Here is a 19,625-nt window from a genome sequence, read left to right as displayed (position 1 = left end):
CCTCAATCGCCGGAGGGGCTGATTCTCAGCCCCTCCGGCGATTGACGTGCTCAGGGGCGCAGTGCGCGCAGCAGCAGGTCCGCCAGGTGGTCGGCGACCTGCTGGGGAGCGAGCGGGCCGTCGGGGCGGTACCACGTCGACAGGTGGTGGACCGAGCCGAAGTGGTAGTCGACGACCAGGTCTGCGGGGGTGGCCGTGGAGAAGACGCCCTTCTTCTGGCCCTCCTCGACCAGAGCGCGGAAGCGCTCGTGGTAGCGCCGCCGCTCGGACCGCACCTGCTTGAGCTTCTCGGGGCCGAGGTGGTGCATGGAACGGAAGAAGATCGAGGCGTCGTCGAGGTTGTCGATGGTCGTGACGACCACGTCGGCCGCCGCGCCCCGCAGCCGCTCCTCCACCGGCGCGTCCGAGTCGGCGAACGCGTCCAGCCGTTCCTGCTGGAGACGCAGCACGCGCGCGTAGACCTCGTGCAGGAGGTCGTCCTTGGAGCCGAAGTAGTGGTACAGCGCCCCCTTGGTGACGCCCGCCGCCTCGACGATCTCCTGCACCGAGGTGCGGTCGTAACCCTGCTCGGCGAAGAGCCGGGTGGCGGCGGCGAGGAGCCGCTGCGGGACGGGCGTACCGTCACCGTCCGTCGTCCTGGGCACTGCCGCCACCTGCCTTTCGTGCGTTCACGTCGATAACCGTCGTCCGCGAGGAGTGCTGGGGACTACGAAGGGTCCTGGGACCGGGAACGCAGTTCCCGACGGAGGATCTTCCCACTCGCCGTCTTCGGCAGTTCGGGCAGGATCTCCACCCGCCGCGGATATTTGTAGGCGGCCAGTCTCTCCTTGCAGTACTCGGCCAGCGCGGCGGGGTCCTCGGTAGCGCCCGGCCGCAGGCTGATGTACGCCATGACGGTCTCCCCGCGGTAACCGTCCGGGATCCCGACGACGGCCGCCTCACGGACCGCCGGATGGGTGTGCAAAACGTCCTCGACCTCACGCGGCCACACCTTGAAGCCGGACGCGTTGATCATGTCCTTCTTCCGGTCGACCACGTAGAGCCAGCCGTTCTCGTCCATGAAGCCGATGTCGCCGGTGCGCAGTTCGCCGTCCGGGAAGGTCTCGGCGGTGGCTTCGGGGCGCCGCCAGTAGCCGGGCACCACCTGCGGACCGCGGACGAGGATCTCGCCCTGCTCCCCGAACGGGACCTCCGCGCCCAGGTCGTCGACGATGCGGACGACCGTGTCCGGACCCGGCACTCCCACGGCCAGGGTCCCGGAGGCCGGGTCCACCGGCGCCTCCAGGCCGGGCGGCACCGCGGCGCACGGCGCGGTGCACTCGGTGAGCCCGTAGCCGTTGCGGATGTACGGCCCGAAGCCGGCCCGGAACTTCTCGACGAGGGCGGGCGGCAGCGGGGCGCCGCCGGAGGAGATGTTCACGAAGGAGGAGAAGTGGTCCGGGGTGACCGCCGGGTGGGCGGCCAGCGCCATGAAGGCGGTCGAGGGGCCGACCGTGTAGAGCGGCCGGTGTTCGGCGAACGCGTCCAGGACGACCCCGGCCTCGAAGCGGTACGCGAGGACCAGGGTGCCCGCGCTGTCGAGGCAGGCGGCGAGCTGGCAGACCATCCCGGTGATGTGGAACAGCGGCGCCATCGCGAAGTACACGGGGGCCTCGGGCAGCGCGAGGCCGGTCCGCTGCCGCTCGGCGTTGTACATGATGTTGCCGTGCGTGTTGGTGGCGCCCTTGGGAGTGCCGCTGGTGCCCGAGGTGTAGCTGATCAGCGCGATGTCGGACGGGCCGAGGGCACGGTCGCCCGGCGCCTTGTGCCCCTGCCGGGCGACGGCGAGGAGGTCGTCGGCCCCCGGGTCCCGGGGCAGGCGCTCGAAGGACAGCACCCGCGGGTCGTCGCGGGTCTGGAGATCCAGTTCACAGGCCGTCAGGACGACCCGGACGGGCGAGTCGGCGGCGGTCTCGCGCAGATACGCGTCCCAGGCGCGGTCCGTGCAGACCAGGGCGCCGACCTGCGCGTCGTGCAGGACGTGCCCCACCTCGCCCGACTTGTACATCGGGTTGACCGGAACGACCGTCGCGCCGGCCTTCCACGCCCCGAGCAGGGCGAGCACGAAGTGCGGGGAGTTCTGGAGCATGATCGCCACCCGGTCGCCGCGCTCCACGCCGCGGGAGGCGAGGTGCCCGGCCACGGAGTCGCTCAGCTCGTCGATCTCGCGATAGCTCAGCCGCCCGTCGAAGTACGCGAGCGCGGTGCGGTCCGGGGTCCGCGCGACGACCTCCCCGAGGGCGTGCACCAGGGTGTCGGCGGGGCTCACGGGTCCGCGCTGCGCCTCGTTGAGCAGGGCCACCCAGGGCCGGTCGGCATAGCGGGTCACTCGGCGGCCTCCCACTTCTGCTGGAGGTGGTTCATGTTCGTCATCCAGCGGTCGGGGTCGGTGGCCCGCGCCTGGTAGTACCCGGCGACCTCGGGGTGCGGAAGGATCAGGAAGCGGTCCTGCGCGATCCCCTCGAAGAGCGCGTCGGCCACGGCCTCGGGCTCGACGGCGGTCGGCTGGAGCACCAGGGCGCCCGCGCTGCCGGTCGCGTCGAGCATGTCCGTGCGCACGCCCTGCGGGCAGATCGCGTGCACCTTCAGACCACGGTGGCGGTACGTCAGCGACAGCCACTCGGCGAACGCGTACGCGCCGTGCTTGGTGACGCTGTACGGTGCGGCGCCGATCATGGTGAGCAGTCCGGCGGCCGAGACGGTGGAGACGAAACGGCCGCTGCCGCGCTCCAGCCAGTCCGGCAGCAGCGCGTGGGCCGCGCGTACGTGCGCCATCACGTTGACGTCCCAGGCCAGGGCCCAGACCGACTCGTCGGCCGCCTCGGAGCCTCCCGAGCCGACTCCCGCGTTCGCGCAGTAGACGTCGACCGTGCCGCCGAGGGCGTCCCGGGCCTCGGCCACGATCAGCGAGGCGTCGCCCACGAGGGGGATGCCGCCGATCTCGTCGGCCACCGCCTTCACCTTGTCCGCGTCGAGGTCGTTGACGACGACCCGCGCTCCCTCGGCGGCGAAACGACGGGCCAGCGCGGCCCCGATGCCGCCTCCCGCTCCGGTGACGACCACTCCCGCACCCTGCACGGCTTCCACCACGGGTCTCCTTCGACGCGACGTGACACGGCTCTGCTGCGACGCCAGACTAACCAGTCGGTATGTAACAAGGGAAGGGTTCCCGGCGGTGGCTCGAACGACCGTCCGACGAGCCACGACAGGCCGGTGGGTGCCGTCCTCTACGAACTTCCCCCGGGAGCCCTTAGCGTGCCGGTGCCAGCCTTCCGCGATCACGGAGGTCACCCATGCGTATGTCCCGACGGTCACTGCTCGCGGCCGGCACCGCCGCCGCGGCCCTGACGCCCCTGCCCGCGGGGGCGGCGGTGCCTGCCACGGCCCCCGGTTCCCGGCTCCGCACCGGCTTCGAGCGGCTCGCCGCTGCCGGGTACTCCCGGCTCGGCGGCGGGCGCGTCGGCGTGGTCACCAACCCCACGGGCGTCACCCGTGACGTCCGCCACATCGTCGACGTCATGCACGCCGACGCCCGCGTGGACCTGGTCGCCGTCTTCGGCCCCGAGCACGGCTTCCGGGGCACCGCACAGGCGGGCGGATCCGAGGGCCGCCACGAGGACCCGGCGACCGGACTCCCCGTCTACGACACGTACTCGAAGAGCGGTCAGCCCCTCGCCGACATCTTCACCGCGTCCGGCGTGGACACCGTCGTCTTCGACATCCAGGACGTGGGAGCGCGCTTCTACACGTACATCTGGACGCTGTACGACTGCATGGAGGCCGCGCGGCTCGCGGGCAAGCGGTTCGTGGTGCTGGACCGGCCGAACCCGGTGACCGGCCGGTCGGCCCGAGGGCCGGTCCTGCACAGGGAGTTCGCGACGTTCGTCGGGCGGCAGCCGATCGCGCAGGCGCACGGGATGACGGTGGCGGAGCTGGCCCGGCTCTTCAACGGGGAGTACCTGGCGGCGCCCGTGGAACTGGACACCGTGCCCATGTCGGGCTGGCGGCGCGCGGACTTCTACGACTCCTCGGGGCTGCCCTGGGTGCCGCCGAGCCCGAACATGCCGACGGCGGACACCGCGCTGGTGTACTCCGGGACGTGTCTCTTCGAGGGGACGAACCTCTCGGAGGGGCGGGGCACGACGCGGCCGTTCGAACTGCTCGGCGCGGCGGGGGTCGACGGGCGCTGGGCCGCGGCGGCCGGTGAACTGGGGCTGCCCGGCGTGCACTTCAGAGAGGCCTACTTCGCTCCCACCTTCTCCAAGTTCCAGGGCACGACCATCGGGGGCGTGCAGATCCATGTGCACGACCGGGCGGCGTACGACCCCGTCCGCACCGGGATCGCCCTTCTGGTGACCGCGAGGAAGGTCTGGAGCGGCTTCGCCTGGCGCTCCGACGACTGGATCGACAAGCTGACGGGCTCGACGCTGGTGCGCACGATGATCGACGCGGGCGCGGGCACCGACGAGGTCGTGGCGGCCTGGCAGGACGAGCTGGCGGCCTTCCGCCGGGTTCGCGAGCATTACCTCATCTACAAGTGACACGCCCCTCACTTCCACGGACGAGTGACGGATGCGGAACGGATAGGTCGTGATGTATGGCCAACTTTCCCCGCCGGGTGGACGATGCGCCCATAACGCACCGCCCGCGGGGACAGGGGGCCTGTCATGACGGATCCTGCAATGAGCGTCTCTCCCTACTGGGAGCTGACCTTCGACGCGGACGGGGACCCGGACGGCCCGGAGCGGGACCGGTGGATCGAGGAGGTGCCGCGCCGCAAGGTCCGCGACCTGATCGTCTTCACGCACGGCTGGAACAACGACCGCGCCGGAGCCACCCGGCTCTTCAGCCAGTTCTTCGAACCCGTCCCCGGACTCGCGCCGACCGCGCGCCTCGGCTACGTGGGGGTGGTCTGGCCCTCGATGCGCTTCTCCGACGAGCCGATCCCCGACTTCCGTCCGTCGGTGGCCGCCGATGCCGTCCCGGACACCGGTTCACCGCTCGGCAAGAACACCCGGCACGCCCTTCTGGAGGTGTTCCCCGGCCGCGCCAGCGTGGTCGAGCAGATCGACCGGCTTCTCGACCAACAGCCGTACGACGGAGCCTCGTTGGAGGAGTTCGGCCGCCTCGTGCGGCTGCTCGTCGAGGTCCGGCCGCAGGGACCGCAGAACTCCTTCGCGGCGGACACCCTGGCGGAGGGCGTACCGGAGAGCGATCCCGAGATGCTCTTCGGGGACACCCCGACGGTGTGCGCCGAGTTCGCGCGGGCGCTCGCGGGGGCCGCGGGCCCCGGCGCCGAGGCGTTCGCGCTGCCCCGGCCGTGGGACGGCGCGCTCGAACTGCTGCGCCAGGCCACGTACTACGCGATGAAGCGGCGGGCGGGCACCGTCGGTGAACGCGGGCTCGGCCGGGCGATCGGCCGGCTCGCGTCGGCGGCACCGGACGTACGGGTACATCTGGTCGGGCACAGTTTCGGCGGCCGGCTGGTCTCCTTCGCGCTGCGTGGACTGCCCCCCGGTGTGCGCACGGTGAAGTCGGTGACCCTGCTCCAAGGTGCCTTCTCCCACTACGCGTTCGCGGCGCGGCTGCCGCACGACGCACGGGCGAGCGGGGTGCTGGACGGGCAGTACAACCGGATCGACGGCCCCCTGGTGTGCTGCTACTCCCGCTTCGACGCGGCGCTCGGCACGATCTACCCGCTGGCCTCGCGGATGGCGGGGGACGACCGGTCCGTCGTGGCGGACTTCGGCATCGGCGGCGCCCTGGGCGAGCAGTGGGGCGCGATGGGCCACGACGGGGTGCAGGCGGTGCCCGGGACCAGGGCGCTGACGCTCGCGGAGGCCCTGCGCACCCGGCTGCCGGTGTCGGGGTGCGTGAACGTCGACGCCGCCTCGGTGGTGTGCCGGGGCGGCGCCCCGGCGGGTGCGCACAGCGACATCTGCCATCGCGAACTGGCGCAGGTGGTGCTGGCGGCGGGCCGCGTCCGCTGACCCGCCGCCGCTCCGGTGCCGATCGCTCCTAGAGCCTGTCCTGTCGGCGCCGTTCCGTGCTCACCGGTGCGAGGTGTACTCGACGACCTGCTGGAAGGTCGGCCGGTTCTGCCAGGTGATCTTGCCGTGCTTGATGCCGCCGAGCGTCCGCTGGACGATCGAGTCGGCGCACCACTGGTCGCCCGCCGAGCACTGGTCGTCGCCGGGGTAGACGTCCGACGCGGTCTTGCCGGCCGCCTCCTTCAGCGAGCTGATCAGGGCGTCCCTGCAGGCGGTGAGACTGCCGGCGCCGCAGTACTTCTGCGACAGGCCGCCCTGCACGGACTCCCCGAGCACGGCCCGGATGTCCTTGTCGACATAGCTCCACCAGCCGAACTGGAAGGAGCTTCCGGCGTGCGAGCCGGTCGGTCCGTGCCCGGCCGACGGCGCCTCGTCGACGGGGAGGTTGCTGCCGAACGCGGTGTACAGGTCACTGCCGAGCCCCGGCTGGAACTCCGCCTTCACCAGCAGCGGCCACCAGGCGTCCAGGATGCGGATCGCGTCGGCGTCGGCGTAGGTGTGCGAGCCCGCCGAGGTCTCGGTGCGCTTGGCGCCCGCCGTCACCCAGGCGGACAGCTTGCTCACCGCGGCCGCGGCCGTGGAGTCCGTGACCGGAGAGCTGTTGACGACCTTGAGCAGGTTCGGGAGCACGTCCTCGGCCCGCAGATCGGCCAGTGACGCGTCGGCCATGGCCTTCACCAGCGCGGATCTGGTCACTCCGCCCGCCGCGACCAGCTTGGAGACGCGGTCCTCCAGCAGGTCGCCGCGGTGCACCGAACCGTCGCCCCAGGAGGCCGTCGTGTAGTCCTTGGCCTGCTTGTTGTTCCAGGAGATGTAGTAGTCCTGGTCGACCGAGTTGGGGTGCGCGGACGCCGGGGTGTAGGAGGCGGTGTTGGTGGCCGGGTCCCAGCCCTGCCATTCGTACGCGGCCTGGGCCCACACCGGGAACTCTGCGTCGACCCCGTTCGCCCGCACCGGGTTGTCGCCGCTGTTGTAGTAGGCGGTGTGCGCCGAGTCGGCGTAGAACCAGTTGAAGGTGTAGTTGATGTTCTGCACCGCGCTCTGGAAGGTCGCCGGACTCTTCACGTAGTCGGGGTCGTTGAGCATCTGGAAGCCGATGATCGAGTCGGCCTCGTGCATGTAGGAACTGCGCAGGGTGGTGTACGCGACCTTCTTGCCGCCGACCGTCGCGCGGTATTCCACGGGCCCGTACTTGGTCCGGTAGACCTGCATGCGGTACGAGCCGGCCGCGGTGCCGTCGGCGGTGGTCGGCGTCCAGGAGTTGGTCCGCTCGACCTTGTCCATCGCCGTGCAGGTGCCGTGGTACAGGTAGTGGTAGTCGTCCTGGCACAGCTCGACCGCGTAGGTGTCGATGATGTCCTGGCCGGAGGTCGTCGCGCTCCAGGAGTAGTCCTGGCCGCGGCCGAGTTCGACGTACATGCTCAGACCCGCGAAGGAGGCGCCGCGCGCGCTGAGCCCCGGACCCTGGATCTCCTGGAGCATGAGCAGCTGTGGCGCGAAATAGCCGGTCTGCGGGCCGAAGACGGCGATCGGGTGGCCACTGGCGGTGTACTTGCCGCTGACCACGAGGGCGTTGGACATCCCGCGCTTGGCGGAGGTGAGCGACGTCTTTGCCGCCGTGGCCGAGGCGCTGGTCGCGCTCGCGGTGGCCGCGCTGCCGGTGCGGTCGTAGACCAGCGGCTCCTGGGTCACCGAGCCGGCGTCGGGAAGCGCCTCGCCCTGCGGGGTGTCGGGCCTGGCTGCGTACGGGAAGCTCTCCCCGTTGTGCACGGTGAGCGCCGCTTCCGGGTCGTTGCGCTCGCGGAAGGACTCCCAGACCTTGGTGCCCTCGGTCACTCCGTACTGGTTCTGGGCCGCGAGCAGCGAGAGGGCGTTGTTGACCTCGCCGCCGCCCCCGGAGCCGAAGAGCGAGCCGATGACGGAGGCCAGCGCGACCAGGTCGGTGAGCTTGAAGTGGTCGATGGTGCCGGCGTTGGTGATGGAGTCCTTGTGGCCGGTCAGAACGTATTCGCCGGGGAAGTAGCGGCCGCTGTCGGAGGCGTCTATGTAGGCGTTGATGCCGTCGAGATAGGCGTTGGCGTCGGTGAGGGCCTGGCTTCCGCGGGCGCCGGCCCTGCTGGTCGCCTCGTCGATCTGAGCCTGGAGATCGGCCTCGGTGTAGGGCGCGTTGCGCCAGAACTCCTGCTCAAGGCCCTGGTTGGAGGCCGCGCCGCCCGCGAAGCTGGTCAGTTGGCCGCGTCCGACGTGCCGGAAGACGTCCATCAGCCACAGCCGGTCCTGGGCCGCGGCGTAGCCGGCGCCGTACTCGGTGCCGTAGCGGGTGGTGCCGGTGATGTGCGGCACGCCCGTCTTCTTGTCGCGGACGATCGTCACATCGGTGCGTCCGCCGGGCTTGGTGGTCGACTCGACCTGGTTGGAGGCGACGCCGAAGGAGGCGTCGTTGAAGAAGTCGTTGATCTTGGCGTCGGTGAGCGTGGAGCGACCGGAGGCCAGGTTGCCGTACGTGGCGAGCTGGTCCTCGGCGTGACTGGGCTGGGTGCCGAAGGCCTGGTTGAGCAGGATCTGGGCGAGGGTCGCGTTGCCGTTCTCACCGGGCGGCAGGATGTCCGAGCACTGGCCGCCGCAGTAGTCGTTCGCGGCGATCGAGGTGTCGGCGGCGGCCGCCTGGGAAAGCGGCGACAAAAGGCCGGCAATGAGCACGCATAGGGATGCCGCCTTGAGGAACTTGGGGAATCTGCGGGGAGTTCTCAGTCTGTCCAGGGTGGTGCGTGGGGTGCTCGGTGGCATGTCAGCTCCTACCGACGGGGGGTGGGCCGGACGTTACCGCCGGTATCCCCGAGTTTGAAGATGAACATGCGTCAGTTTTTGGGATTCATCGCGAGCACGGAGCGCGTCGGACAGCCGGTGTACAGCCGGCTGACAGCAACGGGAGGTAGGTCCAGGGCACTCGGCGAGGGGCTTGTGGCGGTCATCGGAAAATTGGATGGAGCCGAATCGCTTGTCGATACGTCTACTCGACGACGTCCGTACGAGACGGCGCCGAAGTGACCGGAGTACAGGTGCAGGTGTGACGGAGGTGCAGGGCGATGGCCGGTTTCCGGAGTCTGGCGAGACAGGTGCGAGATCCGAGGTGTGATCTGGCACTACGGCGGTACTCACTGCGCAAGTGCCTGGAGAGGTTCGCCCCTTACGGGCACAGGGCGACCTGGGACCATCTGTGTTCCCGGGCCGGGTTCGGTCCCGAGGACCGGTCCCCCGATCCGGTGCGGCTCGTGGCCGCACTGGACGAACTGGAGGAGGCCCGCTCCGTCTGGCTCGCCTACGAGGTCGAGTTCGCGCAGCGCCGCAAGAAGGAGAAGCACGACGGGCTGCGCAGGCCGGGCAGTGTCGACGACTGGCACCGGCTGACCTGGGGCGGTTTCGGTGTCGCCTGGTGCGACAACCCCCGTGTCCACCCCCATGAACCACTGGCAGAGGTGCTGCGACGGCTGATCGCCGCACTGGAGCGCGAGCCGGGCGCTGTCTGCCCGGTGTGCGCCGGTGAGCGCCTTGTATGGATGTACGACCTGGCCCACGAACCGTCGTCGGGTCCCGTCTGCACGAGCTGCGGAATCGTGGTGCCGCGGCCCGTCCTGACCCCGGAAGCGCTGGCCGGAGCCAGGCGCGTCCGGCTGCTCGTGTCCGCGTGAACGCCTCGCCGGGCCGGGCGGCCGGGACGCCGCCGGGCTGAGCGGTACCGGACAGGGAACTGCGGGTGAGCCGTCGGCCGCGGAGGGTCCGCGACCGGGCGCGCGGTTCCTGGCGTCCTGATCGCCGGTGGTGTCCGGCACCATCGGGGGCAGGGTGCCGGTCCGTCCGAACAGAGCGTCCGTATCGTCCGAACAGAGCGTCCGTATCGGCACGACGGCGCCGTCGTGCCGATGCCAACGGTGCCGATGACCCGCCGCGCGGCCGAGGGCGGCCCGAGTCGGCGCCTCGGACGACACTGTCCGGCCCCGGACGCCGGCCGAACGGGGGAGCCGTGTCTGGCCCGCATCCGGTCCGCGCCGCGGCCCGAGGACTGCGGACCTCGCCGCACTGACCGAGCGCGGGGGAAGGGACCCCTCCGACTCCCGGACGGGAAGCGGGCGTTGTCCGGGAAACCGCGGGCGACGGAGGTCTCAACGGGCTCGTCCGGCCGGAGGCGGCCTCGCGCGCCGGAGCTGACGCGACGTCTGCGCGGCGGCCGAGGTTAGCAGGCGGGAATCCGTTGGTTCCAGGGGGTTTTCGCCATGGACAGTCGGGGCGATGAAACACGGCTGAGCCACCCGAGGAGTCCCCCATGTCGACGCTGCGCGTCACCGCCGAAATGCTGACCGTCCACGAACACCCGAACGCCGACGCGCTCGAACTGGCCCAGGTGGGCCTGTACCGAGCCGTGGTCGCCAAGGGCGCCTACCGCACCGGCGAGTGGGCCCTCTACATCCCGGAGCAGTCCGTGCTGCCGGCCGGGCTGATCGAGGAGCTGGGGCTGACGGGGCGTCTCGCGGGCAGCGCGTCGGACCGGGTCAGGGCGGTACGGCTGCGCGGCGAGCTGTCGCAGGGCATCGTGTGCCGGCCGAAGGCGCTGGCGGACGTGGATCTGGCGCGGGCCGCCGAGGACGGCACGGACTTCGCCGAGTCGCTCGGCATCGTGAAATGGGTACCGCCGGTTCCGCCCACCATGAGCGGCGAGGTCGAGTCGGCGCCCGGACTGCTGCCCTGGGTCGACATCGAGAACATCCAGCGGTACCCGGACATCTTCACCCCGGGCGAGCCCGTCGTCCTGACGGAGAAGCTGCACGGTTCGGCGTGCCTGCTGACCTACCTCGCCGACGAGGACCGCGTCCATGTCTCCTCGAAGGGCTTCGGCGCCAAGTCCCTCGCCCTGAAGGAGGATCCGCGCAACCTGTACTGGCGCGCCGTACGCGGTCACGGCGTCGCGGAGGCCGCCGCTCGCATCGCCGTACGCCTCGGCGCGCGCCGCGTCGGCATCTTCGGCGAGGTGTACGGGGCGGGCGTGCAGGACCTGTCGTACGGCGCCGACGGTCGCCGCGAGACGATCGGCTACGCCGTGTTCGACGTGTCCGCGGAGATCGACGGCGAGATCCGCTGGCTGGACGCGCAGGAGCTGCTGACCGGCGAACTCCCGCTGGTACCAAGGCTGTACGAGGGCCCGTACGACATCGAACGCGTCCTGGAGGCCGCCTCCGGCAGGGAGACCGTGTCCGGTCGCGGGCTGCACCTGCGCGAGGGCGTCGTGATCCGCCCCGGCGCTCCCGCCCCCACCGGGCCGGAGGGGACCTTCGTGGCCGCCGAGCGGTACAGCCCGGTGACGGGCGGACGCGCCATCGCGAAGGCGGTCAGCCCGGCGTACCTGACCCGCAAGGGCGGCACGGAGTTCGAGTAGGACTTCGAGCGGCGTTCCGAGCAGGGCTTCGAGCAGGGCTTCGAGCAGGGCTTCGAGCGGCGCGGGGACGTCACGTCAGCCGCAGTCCCCCGCCGCCGGTTCCCGGCGCGGCCCGGGTTCGCACGCCGCCGCGGGCCTCCGCTCCTGCGGCGGCGGCGCCGGCTGCGCGCCGGTCCGCTCCACCATGAGCCGGGAGCCGGACCGGCGCTCGCCGAGGACGTCGTCGGGGTTGGAGAGCACGCAGTTCTCCAGGGAGAGGCAGCCGCAGCCGATGCAGTCCGTGAGGTGGTCGCGCAGCCGGCCGAGCTGTTTGATCCGCTCGTCGAGCTCGGAGCGCCAGGTCCGCGACAGCCGGGCCCAGTCCTCCCGCGTCGGGGTGCGCTCCTCGGGGAGTTCGGCGAGCGCCTCGCGGATGGTGGCGAGCGGGATGCCGACGCGCTGGGCGGCCCGGACGAAGGCGACCCGGCGCAGCGCGTCACGGTGGTAGCGGCGCTGGTTGCCCGAGGTGCGGCGGCTGCTGATCAGGCCCTTGGACTCGTAGAAGTGGAGGGCGGAGACGGCCGCGCCACTGCGGGCCGACAACTGTCCGACGGTCAGCTCGTGGACCGTCTCGGGGATCTGGGGCACTCCTCCAACCTACCCAGCGCGTCACACGTGCGTTCCGTTGACATGCGCCGCGCGGCCGACCATGCTAAGCAGTCGCTTAGACTATGAGATGCGGGAGGCCAGGACATGGCAGAGCCGAGGATGTTCGCGACGGTCGACGAACTGCGGGGCGCCGTGGGCGAGCAGCTGGGGTACACGGACTGGGTCGAGGTCGAGCAGAAGCGGATCGACCTGTTCGCGGAGGCCACCGGCGACCACCAGTGGATCCACGTCGATCCCGAGAAGGCCGCGACGGGTCCGTTCGGCACCACGATCGCGCACGGCTATCTCACCCTGTCGCTGCTGCCGCTCTTCGGCCCGCAGCTGATCGGCGTCGAAGGCGTGAAGATGGGCGTCAACTACGGGACCAACAAGGTCCGTTTCCCCGCCCCCGTGCCCGTCGGCTCGCGGCTGCGCGCCACCGCGACGATCACCGCGGTGGACGACGTGCCCGGCGGAGTCCAGGTCTCGGTGGCCTTCACCGTGGAGCGCGAGGGCGGCGACAAGCCGGTCTGCGTCGCGGAGTCGGTCTCGCGCTACTACCTCTGACCCACGCCCACGTCCCGGGCCCGCGGGGGGCGCCTACCCCTTGTACCCCACCATCCGCCGGACCAGGTCCGCGTAGAGCGCGCCGACCTCGTCCGGCGTCCGGGGACCGTCGACGTTGAACCAGCGGGCCACGTCGATGCACAGGGACAGCACGGCGAGGGTGGTGCCGGGGACGTCCGGGACGTCGAAGTCGCCCGCCTCGACACCGTCCTGGATGATGCTGCGGACCTCCGCGTCGACCTGGCGGCGCAGCGCGATGATCTCGGCGCGCGCGTCGGGCCCGAGGGCGTCGAGCTCGTACTGGACGACGCGGGCGGTGGTGTGCTGGCCCGCGTGCCACCGCACGAAGGACCGTACGGCGTCGGAGAGCCGCTCGGCGGCCGTGCCCTCGCCCTCGGCCGCGCTGCGGACGATGTCCAGCGCCTTGTCGTGGCCGATACGGCTGATCCGGTGGAGCAGCTCTTCCTTGGTCTTGTAGTGGATGTACAGCGCGGCCGGGCTCATGCCCGCGCGGCCCGCGATGTCCCGGGTCGTCGTCGCGTGGTACCCGCGCTCGGCGAAGGCCTCCACCGCGGCGACGAGCAGCCGCCGTGCCGCGTCCGGGGTCACCTCGGCCCACGGCTGCATCTCGCCGCCGGGCGTCTCCTGCGCCGTACTCATCGCTGTTCGCCCCTTCTCGACTGACAGGGTGAACACCATACCCCCGAACCTGAGCGAGCGCTTAGCGTCTTCGGCCAGGTCATGGCCGGGCGGGGCTCAGAGCTTCTCGAAAGGGTCGTAGACCCGGGCGCCCGGGCGGGGCCCGTCCTGGCGGTCACGGATGACCTTGGCCAGGGTGAAGGAGGAGGTGACCAGATAGAGGACGGCGACGGCCAGGAAGCCCCGCACCCACGCGTCGGCCTGGAGCTTGAAGATGCCGAGCGCGGTGGCGGCCATCGCGACGGAGAACGACGCCACGGCCTGACCGTAGAAGGCGGCCGTGTTCTGCTGTTTGACGGGTGTCTCGGTCATGGGACAAGGATCGGCGGATGTGGCCGCCGCCACATCCGTCGTCGTACTCAGACACGTACTCACTCGGACACGTGCCCACTCGGACCCGGACCCACTCCGACCTGTACGCGCCCGCTCGCGCGACTCGGGGTCAGAACGCCGAGACACCCGTCAGCGCGCGCCCGATCACCAGTTTCTGGATCTGACTGGTGCCCTCGTAGAGGGTCATCACGCGGGCGTCGCGCAGCAGTTTGCCGACCGGGTACTCGTCGATGTAGCCGTAACCCCCGTAGACCTGGAGGGCGTTGTTCGCGGCGCGCACGGCGGCCTCGGACGCGAACAGCTTGGCCTTCGAGGACTCCGTCGCGAACGGCAGCCCGCGGTCTATGAGATCGGCGACGCGCCAGGTGAGCAGCCGCGCCGCGTCCACGTCGACGGCGATGTCGCTGAGCAGTTCCTGGACGAGCTGGTGGTGCGCGATGGTCTTGCCGAACTGCTCGCGCTCGGTCGCGTACGTCACCGCCGCGTCCAGCGCGGCCTGGGCGATGCCGACACAGCCGGCGGCCACCGACATCCGGCCCTTGGCCAGCGCGGACATGGCGACGGCGAAGCCCTTGCCCTCGGGGGCCAGCATGGCGCTCGCCGGAACGCGCACGTCCTCGAAGGCGAGTTCGGCGGTGGCCTGGCCGCGCAGCCCGAGCTTGCCGTGGATGGTGCGGCGGCTCAGACCGGGGGTGTCGGCCGGCACCAGGAAGGCGGAGACGCCCTTGTGGCCCGGGGCGTCCGTGGAGCGGGCGAAGAGGAGCACCACATCGGCCCAGGTGCCGTTCGTGATGAACATCTTGGTGCCGTTGATGACGTAGTCGCCGCCGTCGCGTACGGCCCGTGTCGACAACTGGCCCGCGTCGGAGCCGGTGCCCGGCTCGGTGAGTCCGAAGCAGCCGACGTACTCGCCGGAGGTCAGCCCCGGCAGCCACCGCCGCTTCTGCTCCTCGCCCCCCCAGGACGCGACGGTCTTGGCGACGAGCCCGAGCGAGACGGAGACGATTCCGCGCACGGAGGAGTCGCCGCGCCCCAGTTCCTCGGTGACCAGGCAGTACGCGAGGTGGTCGCCGCCGCTGCCGCCGTACTCCTCGTCGACGGTGAGGCCGAGGAAGCCGACCTCGCCGAGCTTCTTCACGATGGACCGGTCGACGTCCTCCGCGCGGTCCCACTCGACGACGTGCGGGGCGATCTCGCGGCGCACGAAGTCCTGGGCGAGCTGCCGGACGGCGGTCTGCTCATCGCTGAGCCCAAGGTTCATGCCGGGTCACCCCACAGATAGCGGACTTTGAAAGCCGTACATTTAAATTAGCACTGCTAGTTTACTGGTGCAGCCCTACTATGTGCGCCATGGCCCGACCGCGCAAGCCCCTCCTCAGCACCGACCGCATCGTCGAGACGGCGCGGGCCCTGGTGGACACCGAGGGGCTGCCGGCCGTCTCGACCCGCCGGCTCGCCGCGGAGCTCGGGGTGAGCGGACCCTCCCTCTACAACCACTTCCGCACCAAGGACCAGATCCTGGAAGCGGTCGCGGACTCGGTGAGCGGACAGGTCGACCTGTCGATGTTCGAGGACGGTCGCGACTGGCGGACCTCGCTGCACGACTGGGCCGTCTCCTACCGTGCCGCCCTGCGCGACCATCCGAACATCGTCCCGGTCCTCGCGCGCGGTCCGGGCCGCCGGCCTGCCGGACTGCGGCTCGCCGACGCCGTCTTCGGGGCCATGGTCGACGCGGGCTGGCCGCCGAGCCAGGCCACCTCGATCGGGGCGCTGATGCGGTACTTCATCATGGGGTCCGCGCTGGGGTCGTTCGCCGGGGGTTTCGTGGACGACGAGAGCGCGTACGACCCCGCCGACTATCCCCATCTGGGGCAGGCGCACCTCCTCGCCGAACAGCAGGAGAAGATCGACGAGCGGGCCTTCGAGACGGGGCTCGGCGCGCTGCTGGACGGCCTGGCGGTGCAGTACGCGGGGCTGGCCCAGGAGGCCTGACCGGGCTGGACGCCCGGGAAGCCCGAGCGGACTCGTGCCGGCCGCCCGCGCCGGGCTGAGCTGGGGTTCCTCCCCCTGTGCGCCCACGACCTCCGGGTCCGAAATCCGCGCGACCGATCTCCTCGCCCCGCCTAGTCTCAAGAGCATGACGAACATCTCCCGCAGCGCGCCGGTCGACCGGCGTCCGCAGTTGCTCGCCGCCGGTGCGGCCACCGTCACCGTGGGGCTGTGGGCCTCCGCGTTCGTCGCGATCCGCAGCGCGGGTGCCGCCTACTCGCCCGGCGCGCTCGCCCTCGGACGTCTGCTCGCGGGAGCTCTGGTGCTCGGCGCCGTCTGTGTCGTGCGCGGCGAGGGGCTGCCGCCGCGCGGCGCCTGGCGCGGCATCGCGATATCCGGGGTGCTGTGGTTCGGGTTCTACATGGTGGCCCTGAACTGGGGCGAGCAGCAGGTGGACGCGGGTACGGCGGCGCTGGTGGTGAACATCGGCCCGATCCTGATCGCCCTGCTGGGCGCCCGGCTGCTCGGGGACGCCATGCCGCCGCGGCTGCTCGCCGGCATGGCGGTGTCGTTCGCGGGGGCGGTCGCGGTGGGGCTCTCGATGTCCGGCGGCGGCGGTTCCTCGGTGCTCGGTGTCGTGCTGTGCCTGCTCGCCGCCGTCGCGTACGCCGGAGGGGTCGTCGCGCAGAAGCCGGCGCTCGGGCGCGCGAGCGTGCTCCAGGTGACGGCCTACGGCTGTCTGGTCGGGGCCGTGGTGTGTCTGCCGTTCACGGGACAGCTCGTCCACGACGCGGCCGCCGCTCCTCTCCCGGCCACCCTCGACATGGTCTACCTGGGCGTCTTCCCGACCGCGCTGGCGTTCACGACCTGGGCGTACGCCCTCGCCCGGACGAGCGCCAGCCGGATGGGCGCGACGACGTACGCGGTGCCCGCCCTGGTGGTGCTGATGTCCTGGCTCTTCCTCGACGAGGTCCCGGGGCTGCTGACGCTGGCGGGCGGGGCGCTGTGCCTGGCGGGCGTGGCGGTGTCGCGCTCCAGGCCCCGGCGGCGTACGGCGTCGGCGCCCGTCCCGGACTCGGTCGCCGGACCGACGGACGCGCCACCGGCAGGGACGGACGCCGCCCCCGCCGCTGGTACCGCGACTCCCTTGTCCTCGACGGGCGCGGCACCGGAGTCCCGGGCCGAACAGGCCTGACCCCGGGCCGCCTTGGGGTGGGGCAGGCCCCTCCAGGGCGGCCCGGGGGCCCAGGGCGTGTTTCGGAAGTCCCGTCCGGCCCGCGACGCCTGGCGGGCCTGGCACGCCTGGCGCCCTAGAAGACCACCAGCGCCCGCCCTCCCTTGCCCGCGATCATGTTGTCGAAGGCCGCCGGGATGCCGTCCAGGGCGATGCGGTCGGTGACCAGGCCGCCGAGGTCCAGGCGGCCCGCGCGGACGTGGTCGGCGAGCACCGGCAGATCGCGGGCCGGGTCGGAATTGCCGTACACACAGCCCGCGAGGGTCCTGCCCCAGTGGAAGATCTCCAGGGCGTTGAAGGTGACCTGCTGGTCCTTGCCCCCGATACCGACGACCGTGGTGCGGCCGCCGCGCCGGGTCGAATCCCAGGCGGTGCGGATGGTGACGGCTCGGCCGACGCATTCGACGGCGACGTCGACGCCCTGTTTGCCGGTCAGGGCGCGGATGTCACGGGCGGTGGTGTCGGAGGCGACGACGTAGTCGGTGGCCCCGGCCTCGCGGGCGAGCCCCTCCTTCTCGGGTGAGACGTCGACCGCGACGATCTTCGAGGCGCCCGCGATCCGGGCGGCCTGCAGCGCCGCGAGCCCGACCCCGCCGACGCCGAACACGGCGACGGTCTCGCCGGGCCGGACCTTGGCGGAGTGGTGGACGGCGCCGTATCCGGTGAGGACCGCGCAGCCGAGCAGGGCGGCCTCGGTGAGCGGGATGCCGTCCGGGGCGGGCAGCAGGCAGGACACCGGCACCACCGTCTCCTCCGCGAAGGCGGCGACGTTCAGGCCCGGGTGCAGATCGCTCCCGTCGGAGGCGCGACGGGCGTACACACTTCCCGCGCCGGTCAGCGCGTCGGCGCACAGCCATACCTCGCCGAGTGAGCAGGCGTGGCAAGTCCCGCACGAGGGAGCCCAGTTGAGGACAACTCGGGAGCCGGGCGCGACCTGGGTGACGCCTTCGCCGACCGCGACGACGGTACCGGCGCCCTCATGTCCGAGGACGGCGGGCACCGGCACCCGCATGGTGCCGTTGGAGAGGGACAGGTCGGAGTGGCAGACCCCGGCGGCGGCCAGCCGGACTCGGACCCGGCCCGGTCCCGGGTCGGGGAGTTCGATCTCGGCGATCTCCAGCGGGGCACCCACGGCGGGAAGGACAGCGGCGCGAACCACGTGAACGCTCCTAGAACTGGAGGGACTTGGTCTGGAGGTACTCGGACAGGCCGTGGGCGCCGAGTTCGCGCCCGACGCCCGACTGCTTGTAACCGCCGAAGGGGGCCAGGGGGTTGAAGCGCCCTCCGTTGATGTCGACCTGGCCGGTGTCGAGGCGCCGGGCGAAGGCGACCGCCTCGGACTCCTCGCCGGCCCACACCGCGCCCGCGAGCCCGTAGACGGTGCCGTTGGCGATCCGCAGGGCGTCCTCCTCGTCCTCGTAACGCAGGATCGACAGGACCGGGCCGAAGATCTCCTCCTGCGCGATCGCCATCCGCTCGGTGACGTCGGCGAAGACGGTGGGGCTGATGAAGTAGCCCTGTTCACGAGGGGATTCGGGGCCGCCCGCGACGAGCCGCGCGCCCTCGGCGACACCCTTCTCGATGTAACCGCGCACCCGGTCCCGCTGCTTGGCGTTGACGACAGGGCCGATCCGGTCGCCGTACTTCGCGGCGGCGGCCGCGGCCAGTTCGACCGCCTCGTCGTAGCGGTCGGCGGGGACCAGCATGCGGGTCCAGGCGCTGCATGTCTGGCCGGAGTTGGACATCACGTTGGCGACGCCGACGTTCACGGCCTTGGCGAGGTCGGCGCTCGGCAGGATGACGTTGGCGGACTTGCCGCCGAGTTCGAGGGCGACGCGCTTGACGGCGGCGCCCGCGGTGGCGCCGATCCGCCTGCCGACCGCGGTGGAGCCGGTGAAGGAGACCAGGTCGACGTCCGGATGCTCGGCGAGGGCCTGCCCCGCGACGGGGCCGAGGCCGGTGACGAGGTTGAAGACACCGGCCGGGACGCCGGCCTCGGCCACGGCCTCGGCGAAGAGCTGGGCGGTGAGCGGGGTGTCCTCGGCGGGCTTCAGCACGACCGTGCAGCCCGCGGCGAGCGCGGGGGCGACCTTGGCGACGATCTGGTGGAGCGGATAGTTCCAGGGCGTGATCGCGCCGACGACACCGACGGGCTCCTGGTAGACGGTCGAGTTGCCGACCTTCTCCTCGAAGGCGTACGTCGCCGCCAGCTCGGCGTAGGAACCGGCGACCAGCACCGGGACGCCCGCGTGCACCGCCTGGGAGAACGCGAGCGGCGCTCCGAGCTCGGCGGTCACGGTCTCGGCGATCTCGTCCTTGCGAGCCGCCAGGACGTCCCTGAGCGCGGCCAGCCGGGCGGCCCGCTCGGCGGGCGCGGTGGCGGCCCAGCCGGGGAACGCGGCGCGGGCGGCGCGTACGGCGGTGTCGACGTCCAGGGCCGAGCCCGCCGGGACACGGCCGATCACCTGCTCGTCGACCGGGTTCACGACCTCGATCGTGTCCCGTCCGGCGGCGGGGCGCCAGGCCCCGTCGATGTACATGCCGTCATGTGCCTTCATCGTGTTCCTCCCGGGCGGGGCAGCGTCGTCCGCACCCTAAACTAGCGGTGATAGTTTTGCGGCGCCAGGGGGACCCGCCGCGCGGGAGGCCCCGCCCGGTG

At 71.6% G+C, this 19,625-nt stretch carries 17 protein-coding genes; 7 read left to right on the top strand and 10 right to left on the bottom strand.

All coding sequences use genetic code 11. The features are described 5' to 3' along the window. Nucleotides 1-50: 50 nt before the first annotated feature. The 3 genes from OHT01_RS31235 to OHT01_RS31225 form a co-directional block, all read right to left on the bottom strand. Nucleotides 51-644, bottom strand: coding sequence for a TetR/AcrR family transcriptional regulator (locus OHT01_RS31235; protein WP_328556443.1), 594 nt, complete (start codon nt 642-644; stop codon nt 51-53). A gap of 62 nt (nt 645-706) precedes the next feature. Continuing rightward, nucleotides 707-2,368, bottom strand: a complete 1,662-nt coding sequence (locus OHT01_RS31230; RefSeq protein ID WP_328556442.1) for an AMP-binding protein — start codon at nt 2,366-2,368, stop codon at nt 707-709. After that, nucleotides 2,365-3,129, bottom strand: a complete 765-nt coding sequence (locus tag OHT01_RS31225; protein WP_328556441.1) for an SDR family oxidoreductase — start codon at nt 3,127-3,129, stop codon at nt 2,365-2,367. Before OHT01_RS31225 ends, OHT01_RS31230 begins: the two co-directional genes overlap by 4 nt. A 203-nt stretch (nt 3,130-3,332) precedes the next feature. Here OHT01_RS31225 and OHT01_RS31220 point away from each other — a divergent pair, with 203 nt between their 5' ends. Together OHT01_RS31220 and OHT01_RS31215 are read left to right on the top strand one after the other, a co-directional pair. Continuing rightward, a complete protein-coding gene (locus tag OHT01_RS31220; RefSeq protein ID WP_328556440.1) occupies nt 3,333-4,580 on the top strand; it encodes an exo-beta-N-acetylmuramidase NamZ family protein in 1,248 nt (415 codons plus the stop codon). Between the two features lie 126 nt (nt 4,581-4,706). Then, nucleotides 4,707-6,029, top strand: a complete 1,323-nt coding sequence (locus OHT01_RS31215) for a serine-threonine protein kinase (RefSeq protein WP_328556439.1) — start codon at nt 4,707-4,709, stop codon at nt 6,027-6,029. A gap of 60 nt (nt 6,030-6,089) precedes the next feature. Here the strand turns inward: OHT01_RS31215 and OHT01_RS31210 are convergent, their stop codons facing one another. Continuing rightward, nucleotides 6,090-8,876 carry a penicillin acylase family protein gene (locus OHT01_RS31210; protein ID WP_328556438.1) on the bottom strand — a complete coding sequence of 929 codons (2,787 nt, stop codon included), beginning with the start codon at nt 8,874-8,876 and terminating at the stop codon, nt 6,090-6,092. A gap of 299 nt (nt 8,877-9,175) precedes the next feature. On the opposite strand from OHT01_RS31210, the gene OHT01_RS31205 reads away from it, so the two are divergent. Then, nucleotides 9,176-9,778: a hypothetical protein gene (locus tag OHT01_RS31205; RefSeq protein ID WP_328556437.1), complete on the top strand. Its 603-nt coding sequence runs from the start codon at nt 9,176-9,178 to the stop codon at nt 9,776-9,778. A gap of 632 nt (nt 9,779-10,410) precedes the next feature. Then, the gene (locus tag OHT01_RS31200; protein WP_328556436.1) at nt 10,411-11,517 is read left to right on the top strand and encodes an RNA ligase (ATP); all 1,107 of its coding nucleotides are present in this window, start codon (nt 10,411-10,413) and stop codon (nt 11,515-11,517) included. A gap of 75 nt (nt 11,518-11,592) precedes the next feature. On the opposite strand, the gene soxR is transcribed toward OHT01_RS31200, so the two are convergent. Further along, nucleotides 11,593-12,144: a redox-sensitive transcriptional activator SoxR gene (soxR, locus tag OHT01_RS31195; protein ID WP_328556435.1), complete on the bottom strand. Its 552-nt coding sequence runs from the start codon at nt 12,142-12,144 to the stop codon at nt 11,593-11,595. A gap of 105 nt (nt 12,145-12,249) precedes the next feature. Between soxR and OHT01_RS31190 the strand changes: the two genes are divergently transcribed. Then, complete coding sequence (locus OHT01_RS31190) at nt 12,250-12,711, top strand: MaoC family dehydratase (RefSeq protein WP_328556434.1); 462 nt, start codon at nt 12,250-12,252, stop codon at nt 12,709-12,711. Between the two features lie 33 nt (nt 12,712-12,744). On the opposite strand, the gene OHT01_RS31185 is transcribed toward OHT01_RS31190, so the two are convergent. From OHT01_RS31185 to OHT01_RS31175, 3 genes are all read right to left on the bottom strand, one after another. Beyond that, entirely contained in the window at nt 12,745-13,371 is a 627-nt protein-coding gene (locus OHT01_RS31185) for a TetR/AcrR family transcriptional regulator (RefSeq protein WP_328556433.1), read from the bottom strand. Between the two features lie 96 nt (nt 13,372-13,467). Continuing rightward, the gene (locus OHT01_RS31180; RefSeq protein WP_328556432.1) at nt 13,468-13,722 is read right to left on the bottom strand and encodes a YiaA/YiaB family inner membrane protein; all 255 of its coding nucleotides are present in this window, start codon (nt 13,720-13,722) and stop codon (nt 13,468-13,470) included. A gap of 130 nt (nt 13,723-13,852) precedes the next feature. After that, a complete protein-coding gene (locus OHT01_RS31175) occupies nt 13,853-15,004 on the bottom strand; it encodes an acyl-CoA dehydrogenase family protein (protein ID WP_328556431.1) in 1,152 nt (383 codons plus the stop codon). A gap of 89 nt (nt 15,005-15,093) precedes the next feature. On the opposite strand from OHT01_RS31175, the gene OHT01_RS31170 reads away from it, so the two are divergent. Both OHT01_RS31170 and OHT01_RS31165 read left to right on the top strand, forming a co-directional pair. Beyond that, nucleotides 15,094-15,735, top strand: coding sequence for a TetR/AcrR family transcriptional regulator (locus tag OHT01_RS31170; RefSeq protein ID WP_328556430.1), 642 nt, complete (start codon nt 15,094-15,096; stop codon nt 15,733-15,735). Between the two features lie 145 nt (nt 15,736-15,880). Next, nucleotides 15,881-16,927, top strand: coding sequence for a DMT family transporter (locus tag OHT01_RS31165; protein ID WP_328556429.1), 1,047 nt, complete (start codon nt 15,881-15,883; stop codon nt 16,925-16,927). Between the two features lie 115 nt (nt 16,928-17,042). Here the strand turns inward: OHT01_RS31165 and OHT01_RS31160 are convergent, their stop codons facing one another. Together OHT01_RS31160 and OHT01_RS31155 are read right to left on the bottom strand one after the other, a co-directional pair. Continuing rightward, nucleotides 17,043-18,125 carry a Zn-dependent alcohol dehydrogenase gene (locus OHT01_RS31160; RefSeq protein WP_328556428.1) on the bottom strand — a complete coding sequence of 361 codons (1,083 nt, stop codon included), beginning with the start codon at nt 18,123-18,125 and terminating at the stop codon, nt 17,043-17,045. Nucleotides 18,126-18,135: 10 nt separating this feature from the next. After that, entirely contained in the window at nt 18,136-19,524 is a 1,389-nt protein-coding gene (locus tag OHT01_RS31155; RefSeq protein WP_328556427.1) for an aldehyde dehydrogenase family protein, read from the bottom strand. Nucleotides 19,525-19,625 lie beyond the last annotated feature (101 nt).

Source organism: Streptomyces sp. NBC_00358 (assembly GCF_036099295.1).
GTDB lineage: Bacteria > Actinomycetota > Actinomycetes > Streptomycetales > Streptomycetaceae > Streptomyces.
Note: the sequence above shows the minus strand (reverse complement) of the source record. Positions and strands in the feature narration are given on the sequence as shown.